Genomic DNA, 17,223 nt, shown 5'->3' with positions numbered 1-17,223 from the left:
ACATTAGCTTATCATTTAATTTACTAAGTACTTAATAAGTGAAATATAACCCTCAGCTTTCATGTTGTCAATAAGTGCGTGTAAAAAAATAAAAAAACCGCGATGTACGCGGTTTTTTCTCGGGCTTTTCGTGATAAGTTCCTTCCTATTATTTTTTATGACTTTTTATGAAGTAACCGGAATTTTCATTTCCAGTGCTTTGTGGTAGTCCTTTATCATGTTTCGTTTTTTATCCTCAAGAGGCAGCCCGTTCTTATCGACAAAAAGAGTAAATGGTTTTACAGTAATAAATTTAGTCCCAGAAACAGATGGAGCATACATGATTTTCTCATTATACTCTTTATCCGGCTTTTTCGCATACGTGCCCAGTCTGAACTGAACTAACTCGTTGCCTTTATCGTCTACGATTTCGTAATACATTTTGGATTGATGATACTTATTCGGCCGCTTCGTGCTGCTGCTTGGAATTTCTCCCTTGCTGTGAATCTGCAGCATTGTCGTCGCGTCGGTCATTCGCAGATTCATTACTTCGTAACTGAATTTCTGTGTACTCTTCTTGGCATTCGGCTGTATGTTTATATCACGGTTGGAGATGTTTTTCACCGGAATGACAAGGGACACCTCCGCTGCCTCAAACTTCGCATTAATTGTCAACTCGAACTCATTCGGAAGAATAGGCTCTCCCGTTTTCGGATCGATGGCATTTGTAAACTCAACCATGCTCATATTATTCTCTTTTCCATTTTCCACAGGAACTGAACTTGCCATCATCGCCAGCTTGTCCACCTGAAGCGGCTGTCCATTCAGCAGATAGCTCTTACTAGCATATAGCGGATTCTCTCCGCCTTCGGACTTCAACACCATCACAAAGCGAGCACCGTCGTACATAAGCTCAGGCACGATCAATGTAACTCCATCTTTTGTTGCCTTCGCATTTTTCACTGTGGTCAAGCCTTTCTTGCTGGCTGCCTTTGCCCCTGAGTCCCCCCATTCCTGTAACACACTTGATCCGGATGCCGCTGCACTTGCGGTAGGCAAATCAACGACAGCCATTCCTGCTCCTGTACCCAATATAGCTGCCATACAAGTTACTGCTATCATCTTCTTCAATAATGATTGTTTATATGTGCTCACTTCCACATTTCCTCCTTCATTCTTGAATCACCTATTATATATAACAACTTCAATCTCTTCATTTGTGACATTATTTTCTGACCATCGTTTCCGCAAGTTTGATTAAGTCTTCCTTCGTCATTACATTTCCTTCGTTGGTCATAATTCGAAATTGCTTGCCTTGTTCCGTCCATAAAAGTGTGTTTTGCTTCGGGCTATCCCGATATTCTGGCTGCAACTTTTGTCTTGCCTCTTCAGCAGTTTGATAATGATACCCTTTTTGGGCAGGGGATGCTTTCGATCCAAGTGCAATATATTCCAAAAGCAGCGTATCCTCACCGTTCATATATTTCAGTACAATTTGCCCCGCTTCCGTCCATTCATATTTCTTCGACAACACCGCTAAACCTTTCTTTTTGGCTTCTGCTCGCAAATCGTTCTTAAATTGCAGACTATAGGGACACCGTACTTCTGCTTTCGTAAAGGAATACCCTTCTGGCAGATTTGTAGGCTCTACCAATACGGTTCCTTTCAAATCAGTGGCCTTCTTTACATAATCCTCATAGGTTTCAAATGAAGGGGAGACATATCCGGTGAAGATAATTTCCTGCCCCTTGCTTTTCGTCTTTTCATTGTCGATAAATACAGCATAAGCATCACCTGGATTTTGCTCAACGAGCTTGTGCAGTCTTGCCAACTCATCTTCAAAGACCTTCGGCTCTCCCGAAGGGCCTTTCACGGTATAGTCAATTGTACTCTTGGCTGGCGCCGCCTCCGCGCCATTGTTCATATGGCTGAACATTAGCAACCCGCATATTGCTGCAATTACTAGTTTTGACGTCATTTTCATAAAGACAATTCTCCCCTGTACCTCTATTATGGAAATTTTCTTCTCATCTATATGAACAACTTAAAAACGAGAATTGTGACACGGATCGACTTTTTATCAAATAAATAAAAAAATCCCTTGGAATAAGACTGGCTGTATCGCCGTCTTCTCCAAGGGTTGTAGTAGCGCATGAATTCGAATTTACGCATCGCTCTTTTTTGATCCACCGTCATCACGGTTCTCGTCAAATAACGATTTTAAATCCTCGATTTCCTGTGCATTTAGCTTTTTATCCTGCAAAAAGTTGGCCAGCATCGGCTTCAAAGCTCCGCCATACAGCTTTTTCATGAAGGATTTGGTTTCGGATCGCAGGTACTCCTGCTCGCTGATAAGCGGGTAGTACAAATAGTTTCGTTTCGACCCCTTCTCCAGCTTTGCACCGGCTGCTTCCTTCTGAACCAATCGGCTCAGGAGCGTCCGAGTCGTATTCGGGCTCCACTCCATCAAATCCGACATTTGATTGACTACCTCAATGGAAGGACAATCGGGATGCGCCCACAATACGCGCATAACCTCCAGTTCAGCATCCGTAATAGGCGGTACTTTATTCATTCATGAAACCTCCAAACTCAATCGTTCAAGACCACGCATGTAGTTATACTCATGCTATAATTGTACTTTTATAATGTCAACCTGTTTTGTGTTTTTAACCTTATAAAAGCCCACGCGCGCTCCCTTTCGTATTCGCTGGATGGTTGTCTGCCGCCTCTTTCCGAGCAACGCCCAATAAGATAGCCCATGCGTTCTATTTAGATTGCATGGGCTTGTACGCATGAACGAAGACGAATAATGATTCATTCATGCACCCCCCGCAGCCTATATTGAAAAACTACATTCGTAGTTATTAAACATACCACAAATGTATTCAATTTATATCAACAGGTTTGAACTATAATCCTCTTACTTTTCATATATAAGTTTTCATATTGTATACTATTCTTCTTTATTTTTTGACCATCGTTTTCGCCAGCTTGATTAGGTCTTCCTTCATCAATGGATTGCCCGGATTGGTTTGGATACTGAACGATTTGCCGTTTTCGTTCCACGAAAGCCGATTCACCATAATCTTATCATCCAGTTGAGGATATTGCTGTTTCATGTCCTTATATGATTTATAAGTATATTCTTTTTCTTTCATGTTTTTTTCTTGAATACGTCCGCTATACAATTCGATATAATTTTCTCCATTCGTATATGTTAACTGAATAAGGTTCGTACATGTCCAATTAACCTTCTTGGAATATACCTTTTTTCCTAATTTTTCAGCTTCGGCCTTCATCTCCGCTTTATACTCAGAGCCGTATGGCCCTTCGATGTATGCTTTGGCGAAGGCGTAGCCCTCTGGCAAGCTATCAGGTTGCTGAGGCGTCGACTCTTTCAAACTGGCTGCTTTCTTCAAATAGTCCTCATATTTATCATATCCCTTCCCCATCCAGTAATCGCTGTACCCCCACACTTCCTGGCCCTTCGGTTGAAAGCTACTGTATGTCACATACGTATCATCTGGATTTTTTTCCAATAATGCAGTGATTCTAGCTATCTCTTCTTTTTCAAGCCTTTCTTTTTCACCTTCAGATTGTGTTTTAGTTGCCGACGTCTTTAGTCCGATGTCACTTAAGGAACTGGATGGAGCTGCCTCTGCCATTAGGTTCATTGAAGATCCCAGTAATAAAATACTGCTTAATGCTGTGATTGCAATTTTTGATACTGCGTTCATTTTGTGAAACTCCTCTCGTTTCTTGATATATAACACCTTAACTACGTGTGTAGTTAATTATATACTACAATTGTAGTTCAATAATGTCAATTGCTCTTATCCTGTTTTCTCACTTATCTTACATACAAACATCTATTCCCCGAATCGACTGAAAATCGCATTCAAAAAGAAGAACCCGTGCAACCTTACTTCAGATTGCATGAGCTCACGTCAAAACCGATTGTAATACTATGTTCGAGTTTAGTTTTTAACTGCGGTTTTTGCCAGCTTAATCAAGTCCTCCTTCGTCAATGGATTGCCCGGATTGGTTTGGATACTGAACGATTTTCCATTTTCGTTCCACGAAAGCCGATTCACCATAATCTTATCATCCAGTTTGGGGTATTCCTTTTTCATGTCCTTATATGATTTATAAGTATATTCTTTTTCTTTCATGTTTTTCTCACGAATTCGTCCGCTATACAATTCGATATAATTTTCTCCATTCGTATATGTTAACTGAATAAGGTTCGTATATGTCCAATTAACCTTCTTGGAATATACCTTTTTTCCTAATTTTTCAGCTTCGGCCTTCATCTCCGCTTTATACTCAGAGCCGTATGGCCCTTCGATGTATGCTTTGGCGAAGGCGTAGCCCTCTGGCAAGCTATCAGGTTGCTGAGGCGTCGACTCTTTCAAACTGGCTGCTTTCTTCAAATAGTCCTCATATTTATCATATCCCTTCCCCATCCAGTAGTCGCTATATCCCCAGACTGTATCGCCCTTTGGGTGAAGATTGCTATATGACACATACGTATCATCCGGATTTTTTTCCAATAATGCAGTAATTCTAGCTATCTCTTCTTCTTGTAGTTTCTCCACTTCACCTTCAGCTTTTGAATTTCCCGCCGCCGTTTTCAAGGCGATCTCGTTGACAGCAGAGGATGAGTCGGCAGCATCAACATCGTTACCCTTCGCATTTACCAGCGACACACTGCCAAGCGCAACAATAAGTGCCACCCCTAAAATGGACAAATGGTAGGATTTTTTATGAAATCGCTTGATCATTAGCAATCTTCTCTTCATTTGTTTATGCGTTGCGGATAATCCGGCAATCCCTGGGTGATGTTGTTTTCCTGACAAATGAAAATGCTCTAGCACATGGATAATGGTTTGCCCGTATGTATGGTTATGTTGTGGATTTGGCTGTAAACTCAAACGATCCAGCACGCATGCATCGCAGGCCATCTCCTGATCCTGCCTTGCTTTATGTACAGCAAGCCACAACAACGGATTAAACCAATGGATAATGAGCAGAATGTGCATCATCCAGTTCACCGCCACATCCCGCCGCTGGATGTGCCCAAACTCGTGCGCTAAAATACACTGAAGCTGTTCCCCTCGCAGCGTGACGAGCAGACTCGGCGAAATTACAATCGCCGGCTTGTGAAAACCGACTACCGCAGGCCCAGGAATGCGCTCACTGGCTACAAACCGCACAGCACTTTGTACGCCCATTAGCAATTTTGTTTCGCGGAACACGGTCGATAAATAAGGTGTCTCAATTGTTCTGCCCTCACGAAGGGCTCGCTTCAATTGAAACTGGTCAACAACGGTTTTCGCAGCAAAAAGCAGGACACCCAAGAACCAAACTGACATCAGCATATTGGTGAAGCCCATTTGCTTGAACCCACTCCACCAAAAGCCCATGTCCCATGTGGTATCTGATTCAAGAGACGAGTTGGATACCTCTATTTTTCTTTCTAAGAGGACGCTTTTATCCGAATCAGCAGCATTCTCTGCTTGAGCCTTTGCTTCGCTCCTTGCCCCTGCACCTTCCCACAAGCTGTTCCAAGCCGATGGAAGTTGAGCTTGTGATTGTTCTTGACTAACGGGAACGATGGCCTCCAACGAAAAAACATTGTATAGGCTGAGTGAAGATTCCGGCGCCCAAGGCAGCAGCAGACGAATCGCTACAGGTACCCAGAGCAGATACTTCCACCTCACTTCAAGCTTGTTCTTAAATAAAAATTGCAGGATAAGAACCAGCACGATAAGAATACTGGCCATAAAAGATCCGCGGAGCACCCAGCCGAAAAACGATAATAAACATTCATGCAAGGTTGGACTCATTCGTTATCTCTCTTTTCCAGTTCGTCACCGCGTTTATCATCAAATAAAGCCTTGAGATCCTCGATTTCCTGCGCGTTCAGCTTCTTGTCCTCTAGAAAATGGGCCAGCATCGGCTTCAATGCCCCGCCATACAGCTTTTTCATAAAGGAGGTCGTCTCAGATCGCAAGTATTCCTGCTCGCTAATGATTGAAAAAAATAGCTGACTGCGCTTTGAACCCTCTTCCAGCTTCACTCCCGCCGCTTTCTTCTGCACTAATCGATTCAGAAGCGTACGGCTCGTATTCGGACTCCATTCCATGCGCTCCGTCATCCGTTTTACGATCTCGCTGGAAGGACAATTTGGTTTTTCCCACAAGACGCGCATGACTTCCAATTCCGCATCTGTAATTGGTGGTATGTGATTCATGCATGAAACCCCCAAAAAAATTTATTCTTTATACTACATATGTAGTTATATTCCATACTACGTCTGTAGTTAATTAATGTCAACAAGTTTCTCTTCTGAATCTCCTTAATCATACACGCAAAAATTTGACGCCTATTAATCTAAGGATTACGTTGATCACACTCAAAAAATAGCCCACACATCCTATTCGGACTGCATGGGCTTGGACACAAGCTATTTTTTCACCATCGTTTTCGCCAGCTTAATCAAATCTTCCTTCGTCAACGGATTTTCAGCATTGGTTAGGATATAGTACAACTTCCCATTTTCTCTCCAGTTCAGCTCGTTCCATAAATTCTTAGTTTCGAGTTTAGGATTTTTCTTTTTTGTTTCTGCTGCACTTACATAGGTATATCCTTGTTTATTTTGCTTCAAATCCACCGAATCAAGATTTCTGCTTCCTAATGTAATATAATCGTCTCCATTTTTGTACTCTAGTCGTATCCCGTTCGAAGTTGTCCAGTTGATTTTCTTGGAATAAATCTGTTTGTTTAATTTTTTTGCTTCCGCTTTTAATTGAGCAGAATAATCAACGGTAAATGGCCCGTTAATTTCTGCCCTAAGGAGGGTATAACCTTCCGGCAAGTCAGCAGGTTGCTGTAGTGTTGCTTCCTTCAAAGTGTCTGCTTTCTTCAGATAGTCCTCATATTTGTCAAATTTCGGCATACTGTTGCCCATCATGTAAACTTCTATTCTGCCTTTGACTTTAATCAATTCATTGCTGACATACACGATATAGGTATCATCCGGATTTTTTTCAATCAATTTTCTGATTCTCTCCTGCTCTGCTTTTTCCAGCTTGTCGCCTTCACTCATAGCCTTTGGTTCAGCTGCTGCTGTCTTCAACGCTATATCGCTTGTGGAACGAGAAGACGCTGCCTCTGCTGCGAGATTCATCGAACCAATTAATAAGATGCCGCCTATCGTTGCGATTGCTAGTTTCATCGTCATTTTCATTTCTAATTGCCCCTCTCTAGTTATTCTTCTGATCGTCTCATCATATATAACAAATTTCATCATGCCTTCCGTGACATGATTCTCAGTAGTTCTACTTTTTGACCATCGTTTTCGTTAGCTTAATCAGGTCTTCCTTCGTCAACGGATTTTCAGCATTGGTTGAAATCGAGAACCCCTTACCCTGTTCATACCAATTTAATGTGGTCGTAATAAATTTAGGATCAAGTTTTGGATTTTTCTTTTTCACATCCGCAGCAGCGATATAGACATATCCTTGTTGTTTCTTATCCATCTCTTCAATCCGATAACTAGAGAACTGAATATAATCTTTGCCGTTCACAAAACGCAACTGGATCATATTCGTATCCTTCCATTCAAGCTTCTTTGAATACACCTTTTTGCCGAGCTTTTTCGCCTCAGCCTGCATGGCCGCCGCATACTCATTTGTATATGGCGCAGCAACAATAACCCCGTCGAACGTATAGCTCTTCGACAGATCATCAGGCTTCTGCGGAGCCGGCTCTTTCATAACACGCAACAACTTCTCATAGTCCTCGTATTTCTCATAGCGCGGATTAAAATTGCCATAACCAAAAACCTCAAATCCCTTTGGCTGATAACTGCTGTATATCAGATACATATCACACGGATTTTTTTCCAACAGTTTGTCAAGTTTAGCCTTCTCGGCTTGCTCCAACTTCTCGCCTTCATTTGCAGTCATTGGTTTCGTTGCTGCTGCCTTCAAGCTGATGCCGCTTATAGCATGATCTGACGCTGTGCCTGACATGAGGTGCATGGATCCGAACAATAGAATGCTGCATTGTGAAGCAATTGCTATTTTCATCTTCGTATTCATATAAAATCGCACCTTTCCTGTTTGACATGTAATATCTACCATTCATATAACAATTTCAACCGTCTGGTTTGTGACATGACTTTCAATCGAAGAAACGCAAATACCCCCAGGTTAGACATGCTGATCTACGTCTTTCCCGAGGGTGTACAATATCGAACTATCTTACGTTTCGCAGCAATAACATGGCGATTCTTACTTTTTGACCATCGTTTTCGCCAACTTGATCATGTCTTCCTTCGTCAACGGATTTTCGGGATTCGTTGAAATCCAAAAGCCCTTCCCACTCTCATTCCAGGAAATCTGATTTTTGTAAGTTATTTTTTTTATTGCTGGAGCAAGATTGGGATTTTCCTTTTCGATGTCCTTTGCGGATTTATATACATAATTTTTTTCTTTCTTATCTTTCTCTTTAAGAGCCCCACTACTTAATTTGATTTCATTTTTACCATTTGTGTACGTTAACACAATGAAGTCACTTTTTGTCCAATTGATCTTTTTGGAATGTATCTGTTTACCCAGCTTTTTGGCCTCGGCTTTCATTGCTACTAAATCCTTAGGTCCGAGCGGCGAAATAATTATCGCTTCAGCTAAGGTATAGCCTTTTGGTAAATCAGCAGGACGCTGTGGTACTGCCTCCTTCAACTTTGATGCAAATTTGTAGTATGCTTCATAAGTATCGAATCTTGGATTAAAATTTCCCATAAAATAAACTTCTTGTTCGTTTTTATTTTTCTTTAATTCTTTGCTGACATATATGATATATGTATCATCTGGATTTTTCTCAAGTAATTTGTCGATTCTCTCCTGTTCTGCCTTCTCTAGCTTCTCGCCTTCACTCATAGCCTTTGGTTCAGCTGCTGCCGTCTTCAACGTTACATCTCTTACCACACGAGAAGACGCTGCCTCTGCCGCGAGATTCATCGAACAGAATAATAAAACGCCGCTTATCGTTGCAACTGCTAGTTTCATCGTCATTTTCATTTCTAATTGCCCCTCTCTAGTTATTCTTTTTAACATCTCATCTTATACAACAATTTCAACCATCTGGTTTGTGACATAACTTTTAATTAAAGAAACGCAAATACCCCCAGGTTAGACATGCTGATCTACGTCTTTCCCGAGGGTTTCAATATCGGACTATCTTACATTTCGCATCAATAACATGGCGATTCTTACTTTTTGACCATCGTTTTCGCCAACTTGATCATATCTTCCTTCGTCATTGGATTCTTTGGATTCGCATGAATGGAAAGCAGCTTGCCGTGTTGGATCCAAACCAACGAATTTACTAGATATTTCTCGCCTACATATGGATTATCTTTTTTCATTTTTTCCGCGGTTGTATAGGTATACTCTTGACTAAAATTTTTCTTATCCACCGCATCAGGCTTACGGCTGCTTATTTTGATAAAATTGTCTCCATTTTTAAATTCTAATTTGGTTTCGTTTGTAGTCGTCCAATTCAGTTTTTTAGAGTAAATCTGTTTGTTTAATTTTTTTGCTTCTGCTTTCAATTCTGCAGCAAAATCAGCGGTATATGGACCTATAATCTCTGCCGCGGAGAAGACATATCCCTTGGGCAAGTTAGCAGGTTGTTGCAGCGTTGCTTCCTTCAAACTGGCTGCCTTCTTTAGATAGTCCTCATACTTGCTAAATTTCGGCATGCTGTTGCCCAACATGTCGACCTCTGCTTTGCCTTTAACTTTAGTCAATTCATTACTGACATATAAGATATAGGTATCATCCGGATTTTTTTCGAGCAACTTTTTGATTCTCTCCCTCTCTGCTTTTTCCAACTTCTCGCCCTCAGTCATAGTCTTTGGTTTAGCAGCTGCCGTCTTCAACGTAATATCGCTTATCGAACGAGAAGACGCTGCCTCTGCCGCGAGATTTATCGAACCAAATAATAGGATACCGCTTATCGTTGCGATTGCTATTTTCATCGTCATTTTCATATTCAAGTGCCCCTCTCTCGCTAGTCTTTTAACGTTTTATCGCCTCATCTTATATAACAATTCTCACCATGCCTTTCGTGACATCATTTTCAAATCATCCCTGAAAAACAAGAAAAAATAACCCCCAGAAAAACTGCTAATCCTTCACAGCTTCTCCGGGAGTTACTCGATATACTTCGTCCGATTACGAAACCCTGCTTCTCTTATTATTTTTTCTCAAGCACCATCGTTTTCGAAAGCTTGATTAGATCTTCCTTGGACATATCCGTGTTCGTTTGAATAGTAATTGCTTTGTCTTTCACCCTCCAAGACAGGAAATTGTATTTTGCCTTTTCGCTAGCAGGTTCATAGACATAGCCTGTTTGCTTTTTCGCTGTTTTCGGGTCGATGGTGTACATATCAAACAGAAACGTGTTCTTCCCATTCACAAACTCAAGCTTGATTTCGCCCGGTACCTTCCAATCATACTTCTTCGCATAAAGCAATTTGCCTTGTCCCTCAATGGCGGCTTCTTTTTTTACTTCTTCTTCGAATTCCTTACTTTTCAGATACTCGATTTCCGCTTTGACTAACTTATATCCCTTCGGCAGGTTGGTTGGCTTCTGCAATACTGGCCCTTGATACGTAGCAGCCTTTTTTATATATTCTTCGTATGTTTTGAACGTAAGCGGATTGACTATATAGAGGAATTCCATTCCGGACATCAATTTTTTATTGCTAATAAAAGCAACATACACGTCACCCGGATTTTTAGCCTCTTGCCCTATTCTTCTTACTTCCTTTTCATATATCTTATTCTGTTCTTCTAATGTTAGCTCCTGATCAGTCGATGTGGCAGCCGCAGTGTCACTCGCTGTCTGGGATGGATCCGCCTGAACTGCGAAGCTCATAGAACCGAACATCAGGATACCGCTTAGTGTAGCAATTACTAATTTCATCGTTGTTTTCATTGGATGATTCCCCTTTTTTGTACAATTTATGAAACATTTTATCATGTATATAACAATCTCCATGATTCAATTGTGACAGACTTCCAATAATTTCATGTAAAAAAATAAAAAACTCCCCCAAAAGAACTTAGCATTTAAGTTCCTTTGAGGGAGCCAATTCACATTTTCCTATATATTTACACATACAGCACTTCATGAAATGAAGTTACATTACTTTGGACCGAAGCCCGCTTCTTCACGATTTCGACTTCGTTCGAACAGGAGGAAGCAGCTTCTTCATATTTACCGTCCGCGTCTTCTCCCATGTCTCTGGATCCGCCTCGTCAAACTGTTCCAAGAACGCAATGACTTCCTTTGTAATTGGCGTCGGCGTCGAAGCGCCGGAGGTTACCCCAACCTTCTTAACGCCTTGCAGCCATTCCACATCCAGCTCAGACAAGTCTCCAATGCGGTACGCCTTCGTACCGGCAATCTCCTCTGACACCTGAGCAAGACGGTTCGAGTTATTGCTGCGCGGGTCGCCGACAACGATAACGAGATCGCATTCTCCCGCTTGCTCCGCCACTGCCGCCTGACGAACCTGTGTCGCCATGCAAATTTCGTTATGGATTTCGGCTGATGGGAATTTCTCAACCAATCGGTTCATAATATGCTTAATGTCCCATTGGCTCATCGTCGTCTGGTTCGTAATAATAATCTTGTCTGTCGCCAGTTGAAGCGACTGAACTTCCTCTTCCCTCTCAATCAAATGAACGCTGTCCGGTGCGACACCGATTGCCCCTTCGGGCTCTGGATGCCCTTTCTTCCCGATGTAAATAACCTCGTAACCTTCCGCCGTCTTCTCGCGAATGAGATCATGCGTACGCGTTACATCCGGGCAAGTAGCATCGACAGTCGTAAGCCCCTTCTCACGCGCCTTGCGGCGAACCTCTGGCGATACACCATGCGCCGTGAAGATAATCGTCCCCGACTCTACTTGATCCAGGATTTCCATCCGGTTCGGGCCATCAAGCGTAATGATGCCCTCATCCTCGAATGCGTTCGTCACATGACTGTTGTGCACAATCATGCCCAATATATAGATAGGCCGCGGCAAATCCAGATTGCGTGCGGTTTGCTGTGCAATGACCATTGCATCAACAACACCATAGCAATAACCGCGCGGTGTTATTTTCATTACTTCCACAAGTACACCTGCTTCCCTTCCAATCGCTTCGTCCGCTATAAGAGCTGCAATAAACTGCACCACTAGCATCCGGCATCTTCATTATACCGGAACTCCCTCGCATTCGTCGACCGAAGCAAGCGGCAGCCAAACGATGAACGTCGTCCCCTCATTTGGCTTCGTGACTACTTCCACAGAACCGCGGTGCTCATCAATGATCCATTTCGCGATCGACAGACCGAGTCCCGTTCCGGAAGTAACGCCGCGAGATACGTCAGCACGATAGAATCGCTCAAAGATATACGGAACTTCCTTCTGATTCATGCCCATTCCCGTATCTTGCACCTTCAAGCCAATTTGCTCGTCCTGAATAATCGCATCCAGACGCACAAACCCGCCATCCGTGTATTTGAATGCATTCTCGATGAAGATGAACAGCATCTGCTGCAAATAATCTTTGTTGCCGTATACCACTTTCTGTTCGATTGCTGCTATATCTCCTAGAATCCATTCGGCCTTGCGCGGCAAGAATTGCGCTCTGCGCACAACTTCCTCAACGAGCGACTTCAATTCAATCATCGACTTCTCCATCACATAACCGGCATCCGCCCGAGCCAGTGACAGCATATCATTGATGAGCCTGCTCATTCGACGCGATTCATCTGCTATGTCGCTTAACGCCTCCATAGACATTTGCTGCTTGTCTACTTCTGTTAACGCCAGTGTCCCGCTTTCTTGCAGCCACATCTTCTCAAGCAGATCAACATTTCCCCGAATCGTAGTCAGCGGAGTGCGCAGTTCATGCGATGCATCAGATACGAATCTGCGCTGTGCCCGGTATGCCTCGTCAAGCTCATTATAGAAGGCTTCCATTCGCCCAAGCATGCTGTTAATACGGTCAGTCAATTGACCAACCTCATCATCCGGCGGCCCGACACGCGGAATTCTTACACTGAGATCCGCACCCTTCTGAACCCGGTCTGTCGCTTTAATAATGTTCTCAATCGGACGTAATGATTTCTGCGCCAAGAAGAGCCCTAGTGAGAACGCCAGTACAACGGTAACCATGGACGCAACAACGAGAATACTCCTCAGTTCACGCATAAATCGAGCCTCATGTCCGGTAAAGGCAGCGACCTGTACAGCTCCGATGATCGTATCATTGTTCTCCAGCTTCAGCAGCTTCTCATACACGAGAAATTGAAACGATTGCACCTCAACCTTTCGTATGCCTGCTTTAATTTGGCTTGGATTCGACGGAACAGGCAGCTTCAGATTGAGGGACTTCAAGTTATCAGAACGAATTAGCTTGCCTGAACTGAAGTTAATCGTCTGAAAAAACACTTCCTCATTATTTAACCGATTAGACTGCTGAACATCCCAATTCAGCTGGGAACGTTCCCAATCGATAGAGGGGAGGATATACAATTGATCCATCTGGTTGGAAATGCGGGTCTTAATATCTTTATAGATGTTGTAGTCGACAAATGTATAAATCGCAATCCCGAACAAAAATAAGGTAAAGGCAAGCAAAGCCGAATACCAGACTGTAAGCCGCAAGCGAATTGACATCGATCTAACTGTCCCCTCTCAGTACATAGCCCGTCCCACGGATCGTTAGTATGATGCGTTTGCCTCCATGCTCCTCTGTCTTCTGACGAAGCATGGCAATATATACTTCCAACACATTAGATTCACCGCTGTAATCATATCCCCATATCTTCTCCATAATCATATCGCGCGGCAGTACCCGCTTCGGGTTCTGCATGAATAGATGGAGCAGCTCAAATTCCTTCGCTGTAAGCTCGATCGCCTTGCCGTCCCGCTGTACTTCACGTGTATGTAAGTCCAGCACAATATCCTCGAATGTTAGGCGATGCGAACCCCCTTCACTATCACTGCGACGCCGCAACAGGGCACGGACACGTGCAAGCAGCTCTTCAAGTGCAAACGGCTTGACCAAGTAATCATCCGCCCCGTTATCAAGCCCCTTCACGCGATCCTGCACCTCATCCTTAGCCGTCAGCATGAGCACAGGCACACTGCTGCCCCCTTCACGCATACGGCGGCATACTTCCCATCCATCAACTTCGGGCATCATGACGTCTAATATGACCATATCTGGTTCATGCAGCATCATGTCCCGCAGCCCTTCCGATCCATTCGAAGCCGTACGTACCTCGTACCCTTCGAACACCAACCCCCTTCGAAGCATGGAAGTAATTTTCTCATCATCGTCAATTACCAGTATCGTTGATCGCATCATACTCATCCCCTTTTTCCGATTTCCATCAAATATGCAAATCATTTGTTATTCTGCCATTAAAGCGAAAAGGAAGCCAGAAATCGCATAAGCCATTCTGTGCTTCCTATCTTTATACTTAGGGGGATGCGTCCTTCAAGTGCCGTTGCTCATGTCGTGACGCACTCCCCTCCCCTTATTGCTGCAATTGTTTCGTGAATTTGTTCTTATCGCCAATCTTCACACTTACATCAATCGACTTGCCATTGCGTACGACTTGAAGCTTAACGGTATCGCCAACCTTCTTCTTGCTAATCTGTTCAATTAGCTCTTCCTTGGTTGTATATTTAGTCCCATCCATACCGGTAATGATATCATATGCGCGCAAATCTGCCTCATAAGAAGGGGTGCCGAACAACACTTCGCTTACGAGAGACCCCTTAATTAGATTCATACCTAATCGGTCTGCAATATCATCTGTCATCGTAATGAGTGTTGCACCGATAAATGGCAGAGGCTCCTTCGCAATCTCGCGTTTGTTCTTCAAATCCTCAACAACCTTACTCATCACATTCGATGGAATAGCGAATCCAATTCCTTGCGCCTGGCGACTTACCGCTACATTCATGCCGATAACTTCGCCCTGCATGTTCAACAACGGACCGCCAGAGTTACCAGGGTTGATCGATGCATCTGTCTGAAGCAAGTGTTGGTATTCACGAGCGCTGCCGTTATCGTCAACATTGATTTTGCGTTCGCGTGCACTAAGTACACCAACAGTAACCGTATGATCGAATCCAGACGGGTTGCCGATTGCAACAAGCCAGTCTCCGATTTGAGTTGCATCAGAATTGCCAAGGCTAACAGTAGGAAGATCGCCCTTGCTTTCAATCTTCAGTACAGCCAAATCCAAGTCTTTGCTATGTCCAAGCAGTTCTGCCTTAATCGGCTCCTTGTTTCCTTCCACCTGTACCTGAATCGCCTCCGCACCTTCAATCACGTGCTGATTCGTCAATATATAACCGTCTTTATCAAAAATGAACCCTGTACCGATTCCAAGAGGCTGCAGCTTCGGCTTCACATCCTGGCGGGAATTGTCATTCCCATAGCCGTCTCCGAAGAATTGGCGGAAGAACGGGTCATCCATCCACGGATTGCTGCCACCACCGCTTTGCCCTCTTGTCGTTCCGAATGTCTCGATCTTCACGACAGCAGGACTAGCTTTTTTAAATACATCCGCAACACTGTTCGAGCCGTTCGGCAGCGTAGTTCCAGGCCCATTGGTCTGCACCGCATTCGCACCTGCCGCACTGCTTCCAGCCCCCTCGCCAGCAAGCGCCGTTCCTCCTGTAAACAGGTTCGTCTTGTCAGCCGTAATCATAAGCGCCGTAATGACGAGTGCTCCTGCCATGAAGGAAGCAAATATTGCCTTGAAGGAAGTCCCTCTCTTGCGCTTCGAATCCTTGAAGTTCCAATCACCTTGTGGTGGAGCAGATTGGCCTCCTCCGTCACCACGCATATTCGGAGCCACATATCCACTCGCTTGAGCCCCTCCCTGCTGCGTAGCGCTGGAGAACGGAAGCGGCTTAACCGGATTTGGCGGCGTTACCTGCACATCATTCATACGTCCAGTCGGATCTGTCGAAGTTGTGGTTCTCGAAGGTTCTTCTTGTTTTACGGATTGATAAGGGCCGTAGGCGTAGTAGTAACGTTCATTTTGCTTGCCCAGTTCCTGTTCTTCACTCAGGCTGTCATCGCGCTCTTGTCGAGCAGCGCTGTCGTCTGATGCTGATGTATGAGAATCCTTGTCGGATGCACCAAATAAATTGCGTTTTTGTTCGTCCATTTTGCCTACCTCCTAATGTACTCGTATCAAATGAAGTATCGTAATGATATGTTTATATAATGGACGATAAACCTTAATCCTAGCTTAAAAACAATATAAAACACCATAAAAGATGATAATACAAAAGTTCGACAAAAAAACAGGCCCTTCGGCCTGTTCTGCAATTCCTGTCGACGTCAATAAACAGCACAGTTCAAATCTGTTAGTGTCTAGACCTAGAATATCATATATCTAGACAACTGGGACCATCACGTTCACAACTACTACGTCTATTTACAGGATAGACGAAATTATTCGCTTTTAACCCACCCTTTACGATGAGCGAACACCGCAAGCTGTGTACGATCCTGCAGCTCACACTTCATAAGTAGGTTCGATACATGTGTCTTAACCGTCTTGATGCTGATATGGAGCTCATCTGCAATATCCTTGTTCGTCTTGCCATCAGCAATAAGCAGCAGCACTTCCTTCTCCCGCTCCGTCAGTCCCTCATCATCCGGCTGAGCTGCACGCTTGCGCAGTCCACGGGTCAATGCCTGCGATACTTCTCCGCTCATGACCGGCCTGCCCTGCAGCGCGCCACGAATCGCGTATACCAGTTCTTCAGCCGACACCGTCTTCAGCACATAACTGACTGCCCCCGCCTGAATCGCTTCGACAACCTGCTCATCTTCCATGAAGCTGGTCAGCATGACAATTCGCAAATTCGGAAACTGTGCGATAAGCTCTCTTGTTGTCTCTACCCCGTTCAAGTCAGGCATCATCAAGTCCATAAGGATTAAATCAGGCAATGGCTCATGCCGACTAGCCCTCGCTTGTATGGCAGCAATCGCTTCTCTACCACCACTAGCCTCACCAATAACTTCAATCTCCGGATCGAGCATTAAGTAAGTTTGAAGACCTAGCCGCACCATTTCATGATCGTCCACAAGAAAAACCGATGTCCTATCCCCCAATTGATTCGCCTCCCGTCCG

General features: G+C 43.9%; 16 protein-coding genes. All 16 read right to left on the bottom strand.

What is annotated here, in order from left to right; all coding sequences use genetic code 11:
• Positions 1–165: 165 nt before the first annotated feature.
• The gene (locus RQP50_RS03560) at positions 166–1,134 is read right to left on the bottom strand and encodes a DUF5643 domain-containing protein (protein WP_315743293.1); all 969 of its coding nucleotides are present in this window, start codon (positions 1,132–1,134) and stop codon (positions 166–168) included.
• A 70-nt stretch (positions 1,135–1,204) separates the two neighbouring features.
• Positions 1,205–1,963, bottom strand: coding sequence for a hypothetical protein (locus RQP50_RS03555; RefSeq protein WP_315743291.1), 759 nt, complete (start codon positions 1,961–1,963; stop codon positions 1,205–1,207).
• Between the two features lie 180 nt (positions 1,964–2,143).
• On the bottom strand, positions 2,144–2,554 hold the full coding sequence (locus RQP50_RS03550; RefSeq protein WP_315743290.1) for a BlaI/MecI/CopY family transcriptional regulator: 411 nt from the start codon (positions 2,552–2,554) through the stop codon (positions 2,144–2,146).
• Positions 2,555–2,945: 391 nt separating this feature from the next.
• A complete protein-coding gene (locus RQP50_RS03545) occupies positions 2,946–3,719 on the bottom strand; it encodes a hypothetical protein (protein ID WP_315743289.1) in 774 nt (257 codons plus the stop codon).
• A gap of 240 nt (positions 3,720–3,959) precedes the next feature.
• Positions 3,960–5,831 (bottom strand): M56 family metallopeptidase, encoded by a 1,872-nt coding sequence (locus RQP50_RS03540; RefSeq protein ID WP_315743288.1) that lies wholly within the window; start codon positions 5,829–5,831, stop codon positions 3,960–3,962.
• Complete coding sequence (locus RQP50_RS03535) at positions 5,828–6,238, bottom strand: BlaI/MecI/CopY family transcriptional regulator (RefSeq protein ID WP_072731380.1); 411 nt, start codon at positions 6,236–6,238, stop codon at positions 5,828–5,830. Before RQP50_RS03535 ends, RQP50_RS03540 begins: the two co-directional genes overlap by 4 nt.
• Positions 6,239–6,451: 213 nt before the next feature.
• A complete protein-coding gene (locus tag RQP50_RS03530) occupies positions 6,452–7,297 on the bottom strand; it encodes a hypothetical protein (RefSeq protein ID WP_315743287.1) in 846 nt (281 codons plus the stop codon).
• 28 nt (positions 7,298–7,325) lie between these two features.
• Positions 7,326–8,090: a hypothetical protein gene (locus tag RQP50_RS03525; RefSeq protein ID WP_072731383.1), complete on the bottom strand. Its 765-nt coding sequence runs from the start codon at positions 8,088–8,090 to the stop codon at positions 7,326–7,328.
• A 192-nt stretch (positions 8,091–8,282) separates the two neighbouring features.
• On the bottom strand, positions 8,283–9,071 hold the full coding sequence (locus tag RQP50_RS03520) for a hypothetical protein (RefSeq protein WP_315743284.1): 789 nt from the start codon (positions 9,069–9,071) through the stop codon (positions 8,283–8,285).
• A gap of 191 nt (positions 9,072–9,262) precedes the next feature.
• The gene (locus RQP50_RS03515; protein WP_072731384.1) at positions 9,263–10,045 is read right to left on the bottom strand and encodes a hypothetical protein; all 783 of its coding nucleotides are present in this window, start codon (positions 10,043–10,045) and stop codon (positions 9,263–9,265) included.
• A 206-nt stretch (positions 10,046–10,251) separates the two neighbouring features.
• A complete protein-coding gene (locus tag RQP50_RS03510; RefSeq protein WP_072731386.1) occupies positions 10,252–10,995 on the bottom strand; it encodes a hypothetical protein in 744 nt (247 codons plus the stop codon).
• 235 nt (positions 10,996–11,230) lie between these two features.
• Positions 11,231–12,181, bottom strand: coding sequence for a 4-hydroxy-3-methylbut-2-enyl diphosphate reductase (locus RQP50_RS03505; protein WP_315744554.1), 951 nt, complete (start codon positions 12,179–12,181; stop codon positions 11,231–11,233).
• Positions 12,182–12,262: 81 nt separating this feature from the next.
• Positions 12,263–13,732 (bottom strand): sensor histidine kinase, encoded by a 1,470-nt coding sequence (locus tag RQP50_RS03500; protein WP_315743279.1) that lies wholly within the window; start codon positions 13,730–13,732, stop codon positions 12,263–12,265.
• Positions 13,733–13,736: 4 nt separating this feature from the next.
• Positions 13,737–14,423, bottom strand: a complete 687-nt coding sequence (locus tag RQP50_RS03495) for a response regulator transcription factor (RefSeq protein ID WP_021261002.1) — start codon at positions 14,421–14,423, stop codon at positions 13,737–13,739.
• Between the two features lie 175 nt (positions 14,424–14,598).
• Positions 14,599–16,248, bottom strand: coding sequence for a S1C family serine protease (locus RQP50_RS03490; RefSeq protein WP_315743278.1), 1,650 nt, complete (start codon positions 16,246–16,248; stop codon positions 14,599–14,601).
• Positions 16,249–16,538: 290 nt separating this feature from the next.
• A complete protein-coding gene (locus RQP50_RS03485) occupies positions 16,539–17,204 on the bottom strand; it encodes a response regulator transcription factor (RefSeq protein ID WP_315743276.1) in 666 nt (221 codons plus the stop codon).
• Between the last annotated feature and the right edge of the window lie 19 nt (positions 17,205–17,223).

Source organism: Paenibacillus suaedae (assembly GCF_032337355.1).
Taxonomy (GTDB): Bacteria; Bacillota; Bacilli; order Paenibacillales; family Paenibacillaceae; genus Paenibacillus_B; species Paenibacillus_B suaedae.
The sequence above is the reverse complement of the archived record's forward strand: the minus strand, read 5'-3'. Positions and strand labels throughout refer to the sequence as shown.